Origin of the sequence: Dyadobacter diqingensis, assembly GCF_024220585.1 — a bacterium.
Classification (GTDB): Bacteria; Bacteroidota; Bacteroidia; order Cytophagales; family Spirosomataceae; genus Dyadobacter; species Dyadobacter diqingensis.
This window is the reverse complement of sequence record NZ_JAMXKF010000002.1, coordinates 549631-567724: the sequence shown is the minus strand read 5'-3', so window position 1 is coordinate 567724 and position 18094 is coordinate 549631. Positions and strand designations below refer to the sequence as shown.

Annotated in this window: 15 protein-coding genes; 4 read left to right on the top strand and 11 right to left on the bottom strand. The window is 44.5% G+C overall.

Features of this window, described 5'->3' with window-relative positions; all coding sequences use genetic code 11:
• Positions 1–103: 103 nt before the first annotated feature.
• From M1L62_RS07940 to M1L62_RS07930, 3 genes are all read left to right on the top strand, one after another.
• Positions 104–2290 carry an ATP-binding protein gene (locus M1L62_RS07940; protein WP_254412497.1) on the top strand — a complete coding sequence of 729 codons (2187 nt, stop codon included), beginning with the start codon at positions 104–106 and terminating at the stop codon, positions 2288–2290.
• Between the two features lie 43 nt (positions 2291–2333).
• Positions 2334–2963, top strand: a complete 630-nt coding sequence (locus M1L62_RS07935) for a response regulator (protein WP_254412496.1) — start codon at positions 2334–2336, stop codon at positions 2961–2963.
• A gap of 415 nt (positions 2964–3378) precedes the next feature.
• Positions 3379–4506, top strand: coding sequence for an FG-GAP repeat domain-containing protein (locus M1L62_RS07930; RefSeq protein ID WP_254412730.1), 1128 nt, complete (start codon positions 3379–3381; stop codon positions 4504–4506).
• A gap of 10 nt (positions 4507–4516) precedes the next feature.
• Here the strand turns inward: M1L62_RS07930 and M1L62_RS07925 are convergent, their stop codons facing one another.
• From M1L62_RS07925 to M1L62_RS07910, 4 genes are all read right to left on the bottom strand, one after another.
• Positions 4517–5035, bottom strand: coding sequence for a DinB family protein (locus M1L62_RS07925; RefSeq protein WP_254412495.1), 519 nt, complete (start codon positions 5033–5035; stop codon positions 4517–4519).
• Positions 5036–5118: 83 nt separating this feature from the next.
• Positions 5119–5700, bottom strand: a complete 582-nt coding sequence (locus M1L62_RS07920; RefSeq protein ID WP_254412494.1) for a Crp/Fnr family transcriptional regulator — start codon at positions 5698–5700, stop codon at positions 5119–5121.
• 33 nt (positions 5701–5733) lie between these two features.
• A complete protein-coding gene (locus M1L62_RS07915; protein WP_254412493.1) occupies positions 5734–6312 on the bottom strand; it encodes an NAD(P)H-dependent oxidoreductase in 579 nt (192 codons plus the stop codon).
• Between the two features lie 113 nt (positions 6313–6425).
• Positions 6426–6998 (bottom strand): Crp/Fnr family transcriptional regulator, encoded by a 573-nt coding sequence (locus tag M1L62_RS07910; RefSeq protein ID WP_254412492.1) that lies wholly within the window; start codon positions 6996–6998, stop codon positions 6426–6428.
• 109 nt (positions 6999–7107) lie between these two features.
• Here M1L62_RS07910 and M1L62_RS07905 point away from each other — a divergent pair, with 109 nt between their 5' ends.
• Positions 7108–7641, top strand: a complete 534-nt coding sequence (locus M1L62_RS07905) for a DinB family protein (RefSeq protein ID WP_254412491.1) — start codon at positions 7108–7110, stop codon at positions 7639–7641.
• A gap of 17 nt (positions 7642–7658) precedes the next feature.
• Here the strand turns inward: M1L62_RS07905 and M1L62_RS07900 are convergent, their stop codons facing one another.
• The 7 genes from M1L62_RS07900 to M1L62_RS07870 form a co-directional block, all read right to left on the bottom strand.
• Positions 7659–8783 (bottom strand): cytochrome-c peroxidase, encoded by a 1125-nt coding sequence (locus M1L62_RS07900; RefSeq protein ID WP_254412490.1) that lies wholly within the window; start codon positions 8781–8783, stop codon positions 7659–7661.
• 59 nt (positions 8784–8842) lie between these two features.
• Positions 8843–9469, bottom strand: a complete 627-nt coding sequence (locus M1L62_RS07895; protein ID WP_254412489.1) for a hypothetical protein — start codon at positions 9467–9469, stop codon at positions 8843–8845.
• 41 nt (positions 9470–9510) lie between these two features.
• Complete coding sequence (locus tag M1L62_RS07890) at positions 9511–10947, bottom strand: RagB/SusD family nutrient uptake outer membrane protein (protein ID WP_254412488.1); 1437 nt, start codon at positions 10945–10947, stop codon at positions 9511–9513.
• Positions 10948–10967: 20 nt separating this feature from the next.
• Positions 10968–14219, bottom strand: coding sequence for a SusC/RagA family TonB-linked outer membrane protein (locus M1L62_RS07885; protein ID WP_254412487.1), 3252 nt, complete (start codon positions 14217–14219; stop codon positions 10968–10970).
• Positions 14216–15223 carry a FecR family protein gene (locus M1L62_RS07880; RefSeq protein ID WP_254412486.1) on the bottom strand — a complete coding sequence of 336 codons (1008 nt, stop codon included), beginning with the start codon at positions 15221–15223 and terminating at the stop codon, positions 14216–14218. Before M1L62_RS07880 ends, M1L62_RS07885 begins: the two co-directional genes overlap by 4 nt.
• 144 nt (positions 15224–15367) lie before the next feature.
• Positions 15368–15937 (bottom strand): RNA polymerase sigma factor, encoded by a 570-nt coding sequence (locus M1L62_RS07875; RefSeq protein ID WP_254412485.1) that lies wholly within the window; start codon positions 15935–15937, stop codon positions 15368–15370.
• A 125-nt stretch (positions 15938–16062) separates the two neighbouring features.
• A complete protein-coding gene (locus tag M1L62_RS07870; protein WP_254412484.1) occupies positions 16063–18090 on the bottom strand; it encodes a tetratricopeptide repeat-containing sensor histidine kinase in 2028 nt (675 codons plus the stop codon).
• Positions 18091–18094: the final 4 nt, after the last annotated feature.

Here is an 18094-nt window from a genome sequence, read left to right as displayed (position 1 = left end):
GAAAAAACTTATTTAATGGAGCTAGCCCAGGATTCCAATATGTTACTTTTGAGGAGGAGGTAGGTCAGTAAACCGTGACTTATCCAATACACGACTCTCTTAAATGATGAATTTCAAGACTTTCGTAATCAGCCTGCTTCAGTTGCTTTCTTATGCAGGCACTATCCAGGCTTTTGCTCAGAGCACCAGAGCAGTTGCGCCACCGAATATTCAAGACTTGATTTCATCTTCTGAACCTTTGATAAAACGTTCGGAATACGACTCGGCATCTACTAAACTGAGCCAGGCGTTACAACTTTCCATTAATTCTGATGCCCGGCATTATGTCGCAATTTGCTATGATAAACTGGCAGAGTTAAATCAGTTTATTGGTAAAACAGGTGAAATGAACCGGTTTGACTCGCTTTCCCTGCCCATCGTGAAGCACCTCAAAGATACCATTCTGCTGATCAATATCTATAACAGACAGGGGATCCAGTACATGGAAAAAGGGAAAAACAAAGACGCCGAACATTATTTTGGCATGGCACTTGCCCTTGGTCTGGAACGGGCAGCGTCCAAAAAAACAGCTGAGGTTTATAGTAATTTCGGTTCCATGTATCTCGCCAAAGGGGAGAAAGGTAAGGCATTGGAAAGCTTTTTGAAAGCCTTAACCCTTTATGAAAAGAATGGCGCGCAACAGGGTATGGGCGAGACGTACAGCAATATCGCCTCTTTATTTTATCTTTTGGGAAAGGTCGACGATGCGATTCATTATCAACTGCAAAGTATTGAAATCAGAAGAAAACTGAATGATAAAAAGGGACTGACCATTACAAATATCAACATCGGGCAACTTTATATTATCAAAGGAGCTTATCCGCTATCACTAAGCCATTTGCAGCAGGCTTTAAAATATGCTGAACAGTTAAAGAATACTAAATTGATTGCCTCTGCGTCTTCCGCCCTGTCTGCTTATTATTCTAAAACTAAAAATTATCCGGAGGCACTGACCTGGCAAACAAAAGGCATAGCGCTCTTTGAAGAGATTGATGACAAGCAAATGCTTTCCAGACTGTACGTTTCGGCGGGAAATTTGGCTAATGCTGCCAACGACTCTGCGAAATCCATCGCTTATTATGAGAAGGGATTGCATCTCGCAATTGCCATGGACAACAAGGAAAACATTGCCAATGCTTATGAAAAGATAAGTATGTTCCATTCGGGACGAAAGAATTTTAAACAGGCCCATTTCAACTACAAACAGTACATCGCTTACCGTGACAGTATTTCAGAGAAAAGTAATCTGGTGAAAATCACTGAGATCCGCACGTTGTACGAAACGGAGAAGAAGGATGGAGAAATAATACGGCTGAATACACTCCAAAAATTAAAACAACTGCAAATTGAGAAACAAGAGGCCGTAATTGCGGGAAACTTTTTGGAAGCTAAACGGAAACAAGCCGAAATAGAGTTGCTGTCGGTCGAGAAAAAATTAAATGATGAAGCCCTTGAAAAACAGAGCTTAATTACCAAAAACAAAGAACAACAACTGGCATTGTCGGAAAAGGAAACCGAGCTGGTCGACAGCCAGCTGGATAATGAAAGAATGATACGAAACCTGTTGCTCGCAATTCTGGCTCTGGGGTTGTTAACGGGATTTACGTGGCTTAACCGGTTCAAACTGCGGAAGAAGATCCAACAACAGGCCGACCTCCTGGCTATTCGGAACAACATCAGTAAGAACCTGCATGACGAGATTGGCAGCACGCTTACCAGCATCAATATTTTGAGCAATGTATCTCAAAAAGCACTTTCCTCCAATCCTCAACAAGCGAGGGAAATGCTTGGAAAGATCGCCGGGCAAAGTAAAACTGTGCAGGAAAAAATGAGTGATATCGTATGGGCAATTCGGTCAGAGAACGAAATGATCGAAAGTCTGGTAGCCAGAATAAGAGAGTATGCTTCGCAAACGCTGGAAGCGCTCGATATTGAAATCCAGATTTCACTGGGTGATGAACTTATTGACAAAGAACTGCCAATCCAAACAAGAAAGGAATTACTGTTGATATGCAAAGAGGCGATCAGTAACATCGCTAAACATGCGCAGGCGACTCAGGTCGCGGTGTCCTTCGGCAGAAATAAGGAGTCACTGGAATTGAAAATCAAAGACAATGGAAACTGGAAAGGAGATGGGACCGGTACCGGGACAAAAAGTATGATGGAACGTGCCAGGCAGCTGGGAGGAGCCCTTTCTGTTATACCAGATAACTCAGGAACTATGGTTCATTTACTGATTCCAATAACCTGAATATGGTATGTTTTTGGTATATGAACTTTGTTAAATTTGACACATGATTCCAAAGATCCTCATTTACGAAGATAACGAAAGCTTGCGCGACAGCGTGGTGATACTTCTTGAATGGGACAAATCGTGCGAGGTAGTGGCTGCCATTACAGATGCCAGTTTCGTTAAAAAGGATGTTCTTCGCTATAAGCCGGACCTCGTCATAATGGACATAGAAATGCCACACAGCAATGGTGTACATGCAGTAAAGGAGCTTCGTTCTGTTAATAAAGATGTTCCCGTTTTGATGTTCACTGTTTTTGAGGATGATGACAATGTTTTCAATGCGATTTGTGCAGGTGCAAACGGGTATATCTTAAAGAAAAATCTTGAATCGTTGCAGGCATCTGTACGTGATGTATTAACTGGCGGCGCTCCGATGTCGGGCTCCATTGCCCGTAAAGTGCTCGGGTTTATCCCCAAATTCGAGACCAAAAAAGACCCTAATCTTGAACTTCTCAGTAAACGGGAAAATGAGATTCTGGAATTTCTTGTAAAAGGTTACAGCTATAAAATGATCGGCTCTGCATTGACGATTTCAGTCGAAACGGTTCGCGTTCATATTAAGAGTATTTACAGGAAACTGCATGTAAACAGTGCTACCGAGGCTTTGTACAAAGTATCTCAGGGTAAATGATCCAGCGGGTTTTAGACCTTCCTACCCACAAAAACCAATTGATTCTAATTACCCAGCGCAGATTAGCCGGGGGAAAAGATAGGTAAACGTGTCTGGTGACTATTGTTGGACGTAGTCTCGAGACTACGTCCAACAATAAACTACGCCCAACGAACTCCGATCCAACGAACTCCGACCTACGTCAAACAAACTTTAATGAACTCCCGATTGCGTTCAACGATCTGACGTGCATAGCAAGTGGTTACGCCAACCGGGCCTAACTACTTTTGGAGAAATTTTTAAATCCATAAATCATTAGTTTAAGTAACTGCCGGCCTTCTATCAGTAATGACAATCCGATCATCTCAATATAACTGACAACCGCATGTCTAAACCCCGATTTTGGCTTAGTATCATCTTGTGTTTTCCACTTTGGATGAGTCTTTCGCACGCTCAGCCGACGTCCAAAGATTTCAGGAAAACCAAACTGACCGGCGATTTTATCTCGGAAGGTGCGGCGGTTGCGGATGTTAATAAGGATGGCAAAATAGATATCATAGCCGGTTATTATTGGTTTGAAGCGCCAAACTGGGCAAAACACGAAATTGCGCCTTCCCGTGTGTTTGATCCGTTGAAAGAATACAGTAATTCTTTTTTGAACATGGGGATGGATGTGAATCTGGATGGATGGGATGACGTGGTGATTGTTGATTTTCCAGGCAAACCTGGTTTCTGGTTCGAAAATCCGCAGAATAAACCTGGGGAATGGAAAAAACATATGATTGTGGAATCGGTGGGAATTACGAATGAATCTCCGAATTTCGTTGATATCGATGGCGATGGAAGGCTCGAAATTCTTTGTGGTGACAAAGCGACAAAACAGATTGTATGGTTACAGGCACCAACCAAACCCGGAGAAACGGAGTGGAAACGTTTCCCAATCAGCAAAGAAAATGTGCCGGGAACCGAACCGTTTTCACACGGGATCGGCTACGGAGACATTAATAATGACGGAATCAACGACGTTACCGTACATGACGGATGGTTTGAAGGGACCCGGGATGCGAAAGCAGGCAACTGGATATTTCATAATACCAGCTTAGGCGAGGCTTGCTCTCATATGCAAATTCTGGATGTCAACGGCGACGGGAAAAATGATGTGGTGAGTGCCTCTGCACACCAAATGGGAATCTGGTGGCATGAGCAGATCACCGATAGCAAAGGGCGTCTGTATTTTGCGACACATCTGATCAGCAAAACCACGGCACAAACACATTCGTCGATCATGGCGGATTTGAATGGTGACGGACGAAAAGATTACATAACGGGGAAGCGATTTCTCGCGCACCATGGTCACGATCCCGGCGACAGCGATCCGGCAATAATTTTATGGATAGAATTCAGCGGCGGAAAAGAACCTTTATTCAAAGAACATATTATTGACAACGATTCGGGCTCTGGGCTCAATATCACGGTACAGGATATGAATGGCGATAAAAAACCGGATATCGTGGTAGCGAACAAAAACGGGGTATTTCTGTTTGAGAATCATGTAAAGAAGTAACGCGGTTTGCTTACCTTTTCAACCCAAAATCAAACCTGCTGTCGATAACCCGTTTCAGAATGCCCAGTTGTCCGCAGTGCCACATAGTATGTTTGATATTCCAATCCAGTGCTTCGAATTTGTTTCGGGCGATGGGGTGAGGTACGTCCGTAACTTCCAAAGGCATTTCCAGCTCTGCATCCGATAGCGATTTGATCATCGCTATGGATTCCTGCTGCATGTAAATAAAATCCTCAAAGAGTTTTTCCGGTTCTGTTTTTTCAATTGAATAAACAGGCAGCGCATTCGTGAACAATGCATCGTAAGTTTTCAACGGAATCTTTTTAAGGATCGGTGTTTGGTGACCTTTGATAACCATGATGGAGTGGAAATAAAAACTGACAGTTAGGTGTCCGATTTGCCAGGTTACATTCGTTTCCACTACTTCCGGGATGTGCTCCCATTTACTGACCGGGATCGAACGGATAATTTTATTCGCCCAGTTGTAGGCATCCTGAGTCTGTTTCGTTAAGATTTTGATTTGCTCCATTGGATCGACAGTTCCCGGTGGTACTTGAAGTATATTGCGGTACAAAGCTAGGTGAGCCAATCGATTGATTTCGTTGATCCGGATCAAGAAATGTGAGAAGTTGAGATCTTTTTTCTGATCCGGCTGATCGTTTCAGGTTTAACGTTAAGGTAGGAAGCAAGCATGTATTGAGGAATCCGCTGAGCCAGATCCTGCCGCTCAGAAACTAGTTTTCGATAGCGTTCGGAAGGAGAATCAAGAAGTGCAGATTTCAGGCGGTTGTGCATTTTTAAAAACAAAAACTCATTCATTTGCCTGCTCATACGTTCGATGAATGCAAATTGCTTTCCGAGTTTGTTCAGCTCGGTTTTTGAGATCACGTACACTACGCAATCTTCCAGGCATCGAATTTCCTTTTCAGATGGCGTGTCGGTCACGAAGCTGTAATAATCTGAAATGAAATTATTTTCACATGCGAATTCAAATATTACTTCTTCGCCGTTTTTGTTGTAAACACATTTCATCAAACCTTTTTCAATGAGACCGACATGATCGCAAATCCTGCCTTCCGGACTAAAAATAGCATGCTTCCGGAATTGTGTTTTGGTGAAGGAATTAAGGAAAATAGCGGTTTCCTGCTCGTTGAGCAGAAAGGATGCGGCGATATGTTTCTTTAAATTCTCCACTCAAAACTTTTTTAGAGGTACGACTTTCCGGCTTTAAGTTAGCTTTTTTCCTAAAATTTCGGCCTTATGAATCCATTTTTGAATCGTTTCGGCAGAAGCGGTCTTAATAATTCCCAGGCGCGTCACCTTCACCGGACTCACGCCACAGAATTCAAGCGTCGATTTCTTTAACTGGTTAATACTGGGCTGACCGAAAAAAAGGAAATAGTACCAGCCGGGCTGATCCATCGTAGTGATGATGTGAGCCGTTTTTCCTTTTAACAGCTTATCCCACCAAACTGAATTTTCCCGGTATCTGAAAGCCATGCCCGGTAAAAACAGGCGGTCGATAAAGCCCTTCATCAGTGCTGGAAGCCCGCCCCACCAGACGGGGTGGACCCATACCAAATGATCTGCCCATTGTATTTTTTCCCAGGCAGCAAGCAAATCCGGTTCCAGTTCTGTGCGCTGCTGATAACCATAACGCAGGTTAGGATTGAAATTCAGCTCCGAAATGATGAGATATTCAATGTGCGCACCGGATATTTCAGCACCACGTATGTATGCCGATGCGAGCGCATGATTTAAGCTTTCGGGATTGGGATGGCCGTTAATGACCAGTATTTTTTTCATGCCGGAATGTCGGTTGTGTTTTTAGCGTTTACCCCTGAAACCTGCAAGCAGCAGTTGTTCGGGGTATGCTGCAAAAGTAACCGCGTGTTTTATCTAAAAACAGGACAAATGTCCTAAAACACTTCCTGGCTGATTTCTTTTCTTAACCGGCTTAAATGTCTGGGTGTGATGTTGAGAAATGAAGCAAGGTACTGCACAGGAATTTTTAAAACATGCCCGGGCTGTTTGGCCATCAGTTCTTCATAGCGCTTTTTGGCGGAATATTTCTGGTAGCTGAAAATCCGGTTTTCCAGTCCCACATATTGCAATTCGGTCAGGTATTTACCAACTTTCAGCCATGCATTAGCAGATTCATAAAGCGCGTCGAGGTTAGCTTTTTTTATTGCCAAAAGCTCCACATCCGTGAGCGCCTGAATTGCTTCTTCGGTCGGTTTTCCAGTGATAAGGGATGAAAATGCAGTCATCATATTTCCTTCGAAAGTAAGGCAATACGTTATTTCTTCGCCTTTGTCGGAAAGATAAAATGAGCGCAGTATCCCGCTGCTGATGTACACGACTTCGTCACAAACTTTCCCCTCCCGGATCAGAAAATCGCCCTTTTTAAGTGTTCTTTTGGTCATGTATGGGTCCAGTTGATTCAGCTCATCGTCGGTGAGCATGTTCAGCTGTTTGAAAAATGCCTTCATTAAATTCTTTCTTTTGCGTAAATACGTGGCATAAAGGTAACTGAAACCGGTAAACTTACACTTCCATGCTCTTTACCTTACCAGGCATGCAGTAAAACAAGTATAAAATATGATAAAAATTGATCGTCCGAATCTGGCCGATGCGCCTTCCTGGTATCCTTATTTTTTCGGTTTGACGAGCGGAAACGATTTGATAGAGGCTTTGCAGGAGAATAAAATGCAGATGATGGAGCTGATCAAATCCATTCCTTTTTCAAAGGAAGATTTCAGTTATGAAGCAGGTAAATGGACGATCAAACAGGTTTTTATTCATCTGGCGGACGACGAGCGTTATTATGCTTACAAAGCTTTTTGTTATTCGAGGCGGGTTAATGTTTATCTTGAAGTTCCGCAGGGCGATCATTACCGCAAAGACTTCAACGCGCAAAATCGCACGCTAGCGGATATTGCCGATGAGCTATTCACCGTACGCGACGCAACGATCAGTCTTTTCAGCAACATGACAAATGAAATGCTGGATTTTAAAGATTTTCCAAACGAAACCGTTTACACCGCAAGAAGTTTGGGGTGGATGGCCGTTGGTCATAACGTCCATCATTGCAGGATGATCCGGGAAAAGTATCTGGGGGACTATAATCTGTAATTCTGTTGCTAATCCGTTTATTCAGGCAATGGGAAAGGGTTTATTTTTTGTGAGGGAGAAGAAATGGCACGTAAAAAACTTTCCAGCTGCACGCGTTCTGTTTTGGATAAAGACAGTTTTTGTAGAATGGGTGAAGTTACCGGTCGCATGGACTCGTCCACTTTTACCACTTTTTGAATGGGCGAAGGATTGCCCAGATTGTAGTACTCAATAACATCAACGAGTGTCGGGAAATTGCCATGGTGCATCCAGGGCCCTGTGCTGTTGGTTTCTCTTAATGAAGGCGTGCGAAATTTGCCTATATCTTCCTTCTTCCGGCTCTGGTTGTACAAACCGAAATCCTGCATCTTGGAGCCGTACAAAGTTTGCCCGTCATTATGAAACTGATTGTCTGAAAAAAGGGGGGTGTTGTGGCAGTTAATGCATCTTGCTTTGGTGCGAAACAGGTGCAAACCCATCACTTCGTCGTCTGTCAGAGATTTTGAGTTGCCGCTGATAAAGCTGTCAAACCTCGTTTGTTTGCTTACGATTGTCCGTTCAAACGTAGCAATGGCTTTTTGAATGCGGTCTGTCGTAACTTTGTCGGAGCCGAACGCTTCGATAAAATAGGATCGGTACCCCTTAATTTTACGGATATTTTTCTCCATGGTTTTCAGGTTCTGGGCCATTTCCAAAGGATCCTGCACCGGAAACACAACCTGTTCTTCAAGACTTGCCGCCCTGCCGTCCCAGAATAACCGTTGGTAGTGGCCGGTGTTCAAAATCGTCATCGCATTTCGTTTTCCGTTTTGCCGGTTATGACCAAAAGAAAGGTGGCGCCCATCGCCCCAACCTAATTCCGGGTCATGACAGGAAGAGCAGGCAATTTGTTTGGATGCGGATAACCTCGGATCGAAAAATAAAAGCCTGCCTAATTTCACCTTTTCCGCTAAATAAGGATTGCTTTCGGGAAATAAGGGCTTTTCAAGCAATCCGATATCGCTGAAATTTTTGACGGTTGTGTCCAGGTTTGGCTTTGGCCATATCGCCGGGTTACCGCTGCTGTACAAATTTCGCAGTTCCGTTGCTGAATACTCTTTTTCAAAAGCAAACGCGGAAATCAGGATATAACCGGACAAAATGAAAATGAGAAATGGCCTCATGGTTCGATGGAATAAAGTCAGCCAAGCGCGAAAGGCACTCAGCTGGCTCACAATGAAAATTAGTTAAGTGTTAAGGCGTCAACACTCAGTTTGTATTTGCGCGCAACAGACGATTTTCCCCCGATGGAATTTTCGTTGAAATAAACCGTCAGATCGATCACCTTCGTTTCTTCGTCGTACGTACCCTGCCCACTGATACCGATTGAGATGGTCGCCGGATTGCCACTTTTTTTAGTCATCACAATATTCTGGGCAACAACTTTAACGGTTCCCTTTTTGGCTGCGGTCGCGTCCGGGAAAAACTGCAAAACCTTTTCTGCATTAATTCTTGCTTCCTTGATGTTACTTGTTCCCAATGTGTCCGCGTAAATCGTGGTCATGCCAAACAGGTTTACTCCGCTTTCTTTTACATAAGGGTTGGTAAAACCGAGATAACTCGGCTCATTCTGCGGAATGGTTGAGAAATGCGAACCGATTTTTGCAGTCCATTTGCTGGCAGTTGAATCGTAGCGGTAAACATTTAACTGGTAGTAAGCATCACTTTTGTGAAAAGTTTCGATCACTTTGGCCGAGGCTTCTGCCGGTTTTTCTTCAACAACCGGAGTCGGGTTACTTTCAGAATCTGAGCATGCGGTAGCGAAAAAAAGCGCAACGAAGGCTAACGGAATTAATTTATTGATTTTCATTTGTATGGTTTTTGTAATGATTAAAATTGAAAAGTCTGATGCTAATATCCCGGGTTCTGGCTGATCATCGGGTTTACCAATACGGTGGCAGCCGGCAGCGGGAGGATGTAATAAGGGGATGGGTATTTGAAACTGCAGGTTGGCGCGCTGCAATCCGTTCGGGTCAAATCCTGTTTGCGGCGTGAGAGGTCGAACAGCAAAAACCCTTCGTAGTTGAGTTCCTTGCGTCTTTCCAGTAAAATTCGGTTGATAACAGTCTGTTTGTCTGCACTGTTTTCGGAAGCAGCTTTCGGGTCAGCTCTTTGAGCAATGGTGTTCAGATCGAGGTTAGCCTGCGTAAGGTTTCCAAGTTCCGCTGCCGCTTCGGCCCTGATCAGGAACATTTCTGAAATCCTGAGCACCTTAATTCCTGTGGCCAATGTACCTCCGGTGGGGTATTTTTTACAGAAACTGAATGATGTTCCGTCAATGGTTTGTTTTGCATAAAAGCTGTCACGGTTTCGTACGTCGGTCGTTGTGTACAGATCCAGAAGATCGTTTGTGGCCGCCATTTGCAAAGTACTCGGCGATGCGTTCACCGTTGTGATGTCAAAATAACTTCCAAGACTGGTTCCGGAAGTAGCGTTGGGGACTGAAACCTCGAAAATCGCTTCCGATGTATTTTTCTGGGTCCATGCATTAACATATTCTGCATTCGAATACAGTTTAAATGACCCGCTTTTGATGACTTCGTCGGCATAGTTGTGAGCAAGTTGCCAGGATCCTTTTTGCAGATAAACTCTCGCCAGCAAGGCTTTTACAGAAGCCGGGTTCATGTAGTTTTTGGCATTGCCAGCGGTGAAAACGGGCGTACTGTTATCGAACAATGTTATTGCTTCATTCAGATCATTCACAATGGCGTCGTAACAGGCAGCAACGGTTGAACGCGCGCGGATTGACTCAGCGAGTAGAATGGGTTTGAGATTCAGGACAATTCCCGGATGGGAGGCGTCAGCCGTGTATTGATAAGGCTGGGCATATAGCAACAGCAAATCGAAATGAATCATGGCGCGTAACGCAGTCGCCTCCGCCACCAGACGATTTTTTGTCTTTTCGGTGCCGTTGCTAATCGCAGGCACGTTGGAAATGATGTTGTTTAAATTGTTCAGGATCGCATAAAGCTGGGTATAGGTGTTGTTCATGTCACCCGCGTCCGGATCGGCTGCGAAAAAGTAAACGTCGCTGAGGGCTACGTTGCTGATCCGTGCATATTTTACGTTGCCGCCTGCAATATCAGGATAAAGTAAGCGGTTCCCGTTGAGGTATGCGGTTTCAAAAAGGGAACCGTAAGCACCTGTCATGGCTACCTTAGCCGCTTCAAAATCCTGAAAAGTTTCTTCCAGTGAAATCTTGTTCTGCGGCTCCTTATCCAGCAAATTCTGGCATCCGGTAAGGACTGTCAACAGTAGCGGAAGCAGATATGTCGTGATGTTTTTCATATAACTATCGTTAAACCGGATTAGATACCGATGTTGATTCCAATGGTAATCGTCCTGGTTTCCGGTGTGGTAAACCTGATTTCGCGGATTCCGTTTCTGCCCTCGGGACTTTTCTCTTTATACCAGTAGGCAAGATTGGTGGCATTCAGGTAAGCCGACATTTGTTTCATTTTCAGGCGCTGGGTTATTGTTTTGGGCAACTGATAATTCAGCGTCACGTTTGACAATTTGATATTGGTCAGGTCATGGAGATATCTCGAAGAGTTTTTGACAAGTCTTTTTTCAATTGACAACTTCGAAACGGGCGCTACATCGCCCGCTTTCTGCCACCGATCGATCAGGTTGATGTTCATGTTGGTATTTTGCAGGTTAAGTCCGTCAGCGTAATATCTGGTCGACTGCATAAAACTCTCACCCAGCGAATACAGGATGTTCAGTGTCATGGAAAAATTTTTGTACGACAAGGTGTTGATCCAACTGCCCTGTGCCTTAGGCAGGCCGTCGCCGAGCTTAACCCAGCTTGATGCCGGGTAGGTACGGATGGTCGTCCGGTCGACAATGGATCCGTCCGGTGCGTAAAATTGCTCCTGACCTGTTTCCGGATTCACGCCGGCCCATTTGACTCCCCAGATCGCGGAGGTACTATATCCTTCTTTCGTTGCAACATTAGGTTCGCCTGTGGTGGATTCGGTGCTGGCATAGAGCGTTGTCAGTCCGTTATTGTATTTCAGGATTTTGTTTTTATTAAAGCCCATTACGAACACAGACCGCCAGTTGAAATCCTGTTTTTCAAAAAAGACAGTCTGCACGGAAAGGTCCAGGCCCTCGTTTCGCATGGTGCCGGTGTTGGCTGAAATTGTCGTAAAACCAGTTTCCTGAGGAACGGCGATATTGGAAATCAGGTCCCGAATGGTGTGGTTGTAATACTCAACGGTTAAAGATATTTTGTCAAAAAATGTAACGTCAAGACCCGTGTTTAACTTGAAGTTTTTCTCCCAGCCCAGATCCGGGTTTGGAGCTGCGGCGCCATCAGGGATTGCTGCTACTTCGCCATTGTAATTTCCGTAGCTGAAATTATAGAGGCCTCGGGCGGCATAGGATCCAATGCGGGAATTCCCGGTTGAACCATAACTGGCCCGCAATTTTAAAAAAGTGAGGGTTTTGTTTTCCTGTAAAAAAGCCTCTTTGGAAAGAATCCATCCCAGTCCTACGGCCGAGTTAACAGCTACTTGCCGGTCGTTGCCAAAGATGGACGACTGATCGGAACGGATACTGGCCGTCAGAAAATATTTTTTTGCAAAATCATAACCGGCCTGTCCGTAATAGGAGATGGTCGCATCTTCCTGTTTGGATGAAAAGGAGGTACGGGTGGTTGCCTGGCTCAGTTCACGGATACGGTCATAGGAAAACCCTAAACCGGAACCTCCGAGTAAAACCGTTTTTTCGTCTTTTACTTCATAACCAGCCAGAATATTGACACTGTGTTTGCCGGAAAAAGTCTTGTTGTAATTTCCCTGAAGATAACCGAGCCAGCCAAAAGTCTGCCGGTCAAAAATTTTCAGGTTTCCGTTCGTGCTGTTTCCGGTTGCATTTTTGGCAGATTTGTAAATCGTTTGTTTCCCCTGAAGATAATTAGTACCGATCGTTCCCGAAATGGTCAGGTCCGGTGTCACGGAATAATGCAGGTTGGCATTTCCGTTAAAAGCCAGCTTATTGCTTTTATCTTCGTTCTGTGCCAAAACAGCGAGCGGATTTGGAATTCTCAATAGTTCGGTGAAATTCCCCTCGGCATCATAAGGTGCAAGATTGGGCGGGAGATAGGCGTCGTTTTCATAATTGTCCAAGCCGTTTTTTACCAACAGGGAAGGGGACAGGGTTATTCCGAATTTGAATTTTTCAGAAACGATATTGTTTACTTTCAGGCTGAGGTTCATCTGTTGCAGGTTGTTGCCAATGGAGCCTCCCTGCTGGTTTCGGTAGCCGGTGGAGAAACGGTAAGTTAGCCCGTTTTTTCCGCCCGACAGGTCCGCGTTGATGTTGTTATAGGTGGCATTTCGGTTGGTCAGTCCAAGCCAGTCAGTATTTTGCGTGGCGCTTCCGGCTTGCTGTGCAGCCTGAGATTCGGTGAATCCGTCGTTTAGCAATGCCTCCTTTTTCAGGATGTAATATTGCGGCCCGCTTAGCAGCTTCATGCGGTTAACGAAAGTAGACACACCGGAGGAATAGGCGATGTTGCCCGTTGTTTTGCCCTCCCGTCCTGATTTGGTCGTGATGATGATAACGCCATTCGCGGCGTTCGCTCCATAAATCGTCGTTGCCGATGCATCTTTCAGAATCGAAATCGATGCGATATCCTGCGGATTGATTCCGGCAATCGGGTTCAGCAATGTCTCGCCATTGAAGTTTCCCGTGGCATCACCGACTTTTTGCTCCTGTACCGGAATCCCGTCAATAACAAAAAGAGGTTGCGTGGAAGTCGTTCTGCCGCTGCCAATGGGCGTCAGCGTTCCCTGCCCGCGGATGTTGATTTTCACGGGCGTACCAAGTCCTGTACTCGGCTCCACGTACACACCGGCTGCGAGCCCTTCCAGCATTTTATCCAGACTTTCGATTGGGCGGTTTACCTGTAACTGTTTTGCTGTTATCTGGGAAATGCTTCCGACGACTTCCTCCTTTGGCGTGCCGTTTGTATAGGCGTTCGTGACGACAACCTCGTCCATTTGCTGAAAATCAGTTTCCAATGAGACGTTTATCACATTTCGGTCCCCAAGTGGTGACGAAACGAAGGTTTTCATACCTACCATTTTGAATTCAAGCTGCGTTTTGGAGAGATCGTTAGCCGTGATGACCCCGCTGAACTTACCTGATAAATCGGTTATGGCAAGCACTTTCCCATTTGAAATCCGGACCGTTACCCCGGGCAAACTTTCCCCCGATTCCTTATCGGTAACAGTCCCGTTAACGAGGCGCCTGGAAGCGGTCCTGACCAAAATCCGGTTTCCTTCGAGGCGAAAGGTCAGCTCGGCGGTGTTGGCCAGATCGTTGAGTGCTCCGGTTAAACTTCCCTTGTGGACAAAATCGTAGCGTTTGCGCAGGTTTATTTCTCCGGCATCATAGTTGAAATGGACGTTTGCCTGTTTTTCTATTTCCGAGAAAATATCTGCTAACGTGCCTTTGTTTAATTTTATGGCCAAATGCTGGCTTCGGACGGGATGAATGAGCAATAAACACAAACCGATCAGACACACATATTTGTATAAATCGCTTCTCATTTTTCTGCGCTTAAATAGATGATTTTGTTATTGATCCGGTATTTCAGGTGTTTGGAAAAACAGATGTTTTCAATGACCTGGATAACCGATTGCTGATGGAAAGTTCCGTTATAATTCCAGTTTTTATCGGGACTCTGATTGATCAGCTTATATCCATACGTCCGCTGGATTCCTTTGGCGACGGCAGCAAAATCGGCATTTTTGAAAACGAGTTTATCTTCTTTCCAGCCGGTTTCTGACTCGATGTCAAACCCGGATTCTTTCAGCGTTTTTTGCGAAGCGTCGTAACTGACCTTTTGGCCCGGCATCAGCATGACCTGATCGTTAGCAGTTGTTACTTTTACCTTACCCCTGACAAGGGAAACCGATACGTTTTTATCCGGATCGTAAGCAGAAATGTTAAATTCGGTACCCAGTACTTGTGTGTTCAGCGCACCTGCATGCACAATAAAAGGTCTGCTGGCATCGTGAGCAACTGAAAAATAGGCTTCGCCATCCAGCTTTAATTCACGTTTTTTTGATGAGAATGATTTTGGGTAATGAAGCGTACTTCCGCCGTTGAGTACAATAACGCTGCCATCAGGAAGCCGGACCCTGGATTTTTTACCGTCAGGGTTTTCGTGCTTTAGCCATTCTACGGCAAGCTCAGGAGTGTTTTGAAAACGTTGTTTATATAAAAAAGTAACGCTGATGCTGAGGATCAGGAAGATCGAAGCGGCCAGTGACCAGTAGTAATTTTTTCTGGCGGGCGTGAGTGCGATAACCTGCCTGTCCGTTATAAAGGATTGCATTTTTTGCTTTTCCAGATCAAACTCGTCTTGGGCCAGTCGGATGGCAAGCATGTCAATCAGTCTCTCGGCGGCGGCTATTTCATCAAGCTTTTCGGGATTTAAACGCCCCCAGTTTTCCCAGAAAGCCACCGCTTTCGGATCACGTTTAAGATGATACGCGATGAAAGATTCATCTGCGGCAAAATCTTCGGCTTTGTAGTTGAGATAATCCATACTGGTATTGTTTGCATACCAGTGCGGAAAAGCGGCTTTTTTTACCGGATCTTTTTAGGTTTTATTTAGAGAAAGATTTTGAAAAGGAGTTTTGTTGGTGTTAAGGCTCTGTATATCAGTATCTTGGTTTTGATACGAAACGACTTAAAAAAGAAAGAATAAAAGGCTGCTTAGTACTTTCAAATGCAGACGCAGGGTCTTTAGTGCTTCTGACACTTTGTTATAAACGGTCCGGGGCTGCAATTGAAGCTGTTCCGCAATTTGCTCATAGTCCAGCTGTTCGTAGTATTTCAACCGGATGATTTCCAGTTGTCCGGGCGTAAGCCGTTCAAGTGATTTTTTTAACTGGTCCCTTGAAGCGGAATCAGTTTGCTGCTCGATTAACAAATCTTCGTACGAGCGTTCGAACACCAGTGACTGAATATGTTCGGGAGATAATGAAATGTACTTTTTTTCGAGTTCTTTGAGGATTTTCCTTTTGAGAAAGGTGGCCAGGTACGCCTTTGGGTTTTGGACCACGGAGAGCTCCGTTCTTTTGGCCCAAAGTTCAAAAAAGACTTCCTGAATGGTATCTTTGATCAGATCCTTGTCCGGATAAACGCGAAAACCGAAAGAATATAGTGCCTGATAATGTGTCTCGTATAAGCGCATAAAGGCCTTTTCATCGCCCTGCGTTATCCTATACCAGTCATTAAATTCCGTTTCGTTCTCCATATCAGCCTGCAAAACTAGTGCTTTTATTTAGAATGAATACAGATAAATTTCATTATTTTAAATTATTCAAGAAGGTCGTTTGTTAATTTACTTATATTCAAATAATTAATTGATTTTGTTTGTGACTAAACTGTTTTTAATGTCAGCTGGAATTCCATCCCGGTACTGACATTCGTTTTAACAGAAATCTTACAGGAAATAGCTTTGGCCAAATCCCTTATCAGATAAAAACCAAGACCTGTTTTGCAGCCGGATACCTCGTCTTCGCTGTAAAGTGCATGAAGCTGCTGCTCGGTTGCTCCCGGACCATTGTCGAGAATCGCCAGGATGATCTGGCCATTTTCCTGTTTTGCCTCCCATTTAATGCTGGCATCAGGTGTTTTTCGAAGTGCCTTGATCGCATTGCTGGTCAGGTTTTGCATGATCGTTTTCAGATAATCTTCATCGGTCACGACCGTCAGGTTATCGGGATTGTTGAAATGAAACGATACGTTGCCGGTACCGGCAAAGAATTTTCTGATGTAATTAAAAAGATCTTCCACGGGTATGGATTTGACCTGCGGTTTGAAATGCTGCATTTGTCCTTTGCTCCAAAGCAGCATCGATTCCATGTTTTCCAACAGATCTTCGGCAGATTCCGTGATCCTTTTCTGGTGCATTTCGGCCAGTTCGGGCGTGAGCAAATCGGGTTCTTCTTTTTGGAGGTGCAGGAAATTGATCAGGTTTGCAACCGGACTCCGCAGATCGTGACTTAGAATGGCAAAAAATCGGGCCTTGATTTTATTCGCCTCATCCAGTTCGCTGTTCAGATGTAAAAGGGTTGTGTTGGTCCGTTTTTTGGTCTGATTTTGCCAGTAAAGTAATGCCCCGATAATGGTCAGCAATCCCAGTCCGACAATCAGCCCGAGCCGTAACTTTTTTTGCCCTTCCAGTTCCAATTTATTGATTTCAATCTGTTTATCGCGAAGTTCAATTTCGCGCTTGCCTTCCAGTTCCGCAATCTCATTTTTACTTTCCTGCGAGTAAAGTGAATCCTGAACCGACTGAAAGGTCCTGAAATTGATGTAGGCACTTCGGTAATCACCTGTTAGTGCCTGCAATTCAGAGAGATTGGCAAGGAAATAAGCCCTCGATCCGATTTCTCCTTTTTGGTCACTGATGCGAATGGCTTTTTCCAGATAACTCCTGGCCCGGTTAAGTAAGTCGTTTTTGGTAGTCCCCGAATTTTTTGATGAACCCTTTTTTGCAAGATCAAAATAAGCAACACCCAGCGTCGCCAGATTGTTGGCCGCATCCAGATGCATCGGATTTACCTCGTTCCAGAGTTTTTCAGCCTTTTTGCCGTAAGCCAGTTTCAGAGCATCATCAGTGCCTGCTAAAATCGCCAGGCTCGAATAAGATTTGGCCAAACCTTCCAGATTTCCGGATTTTTCAAGCATGGGAACGGCTCTCTGGTAAAAAGAGCGAGCCTTGGTTTCTTCTTTAATTTCTGTATAAATGGCTCCAATATTGGCCAGCGCATTACCCACTTCACGGGGAGAAGTGGACGGGTCTTCTTTGATAATTTCCTCTCTGAGTTTTAAACTTTTAAAGGCGTAATCCAGCGCCTTTTTATAGTTTCCCTGATAAAAAAATATGTGAGAAAGGTTATCGTAACAGACTGAGCTGAGAAGTTTGTCATTAAACGTTTCACTTATTTTTAAGGCCTCCAGATAATATTTTGTCGCTTTGGGATAATCTGAATTGAAGTTTTGTTCCGCGGCACCCATGTTGTTCAGCGTGGTGGCGATATTGAATTTATCGTTGGCTTTTTTGTGAATTGTCAATGCGCGATTGTTGTAGGCCATGCTGGAATCATAGTTGCCCTTATCGCTGAATGCGCGGGCAATGGACATGTAAAAATTGCCAATGGCACGGTTCCATTTTGCTTTTTCAGCATAGCGCAGCCCGGTGCGACTGTATTGCATAGCCCGGTCAGGATCTATAAAAAAATACTCATCCGAAATCCGTTTTAACATCCGGATTTTTAACGAATCATTTGTCTGCTTTGGCAGTTCTTTCACCAGCGAATCGATGAGATTCTGTCCCAACTTTTGTGCAAAACACTGGGTAGTGATCATTAACAGCACAAAAATTCCGGATAGTATTTTCATAGAT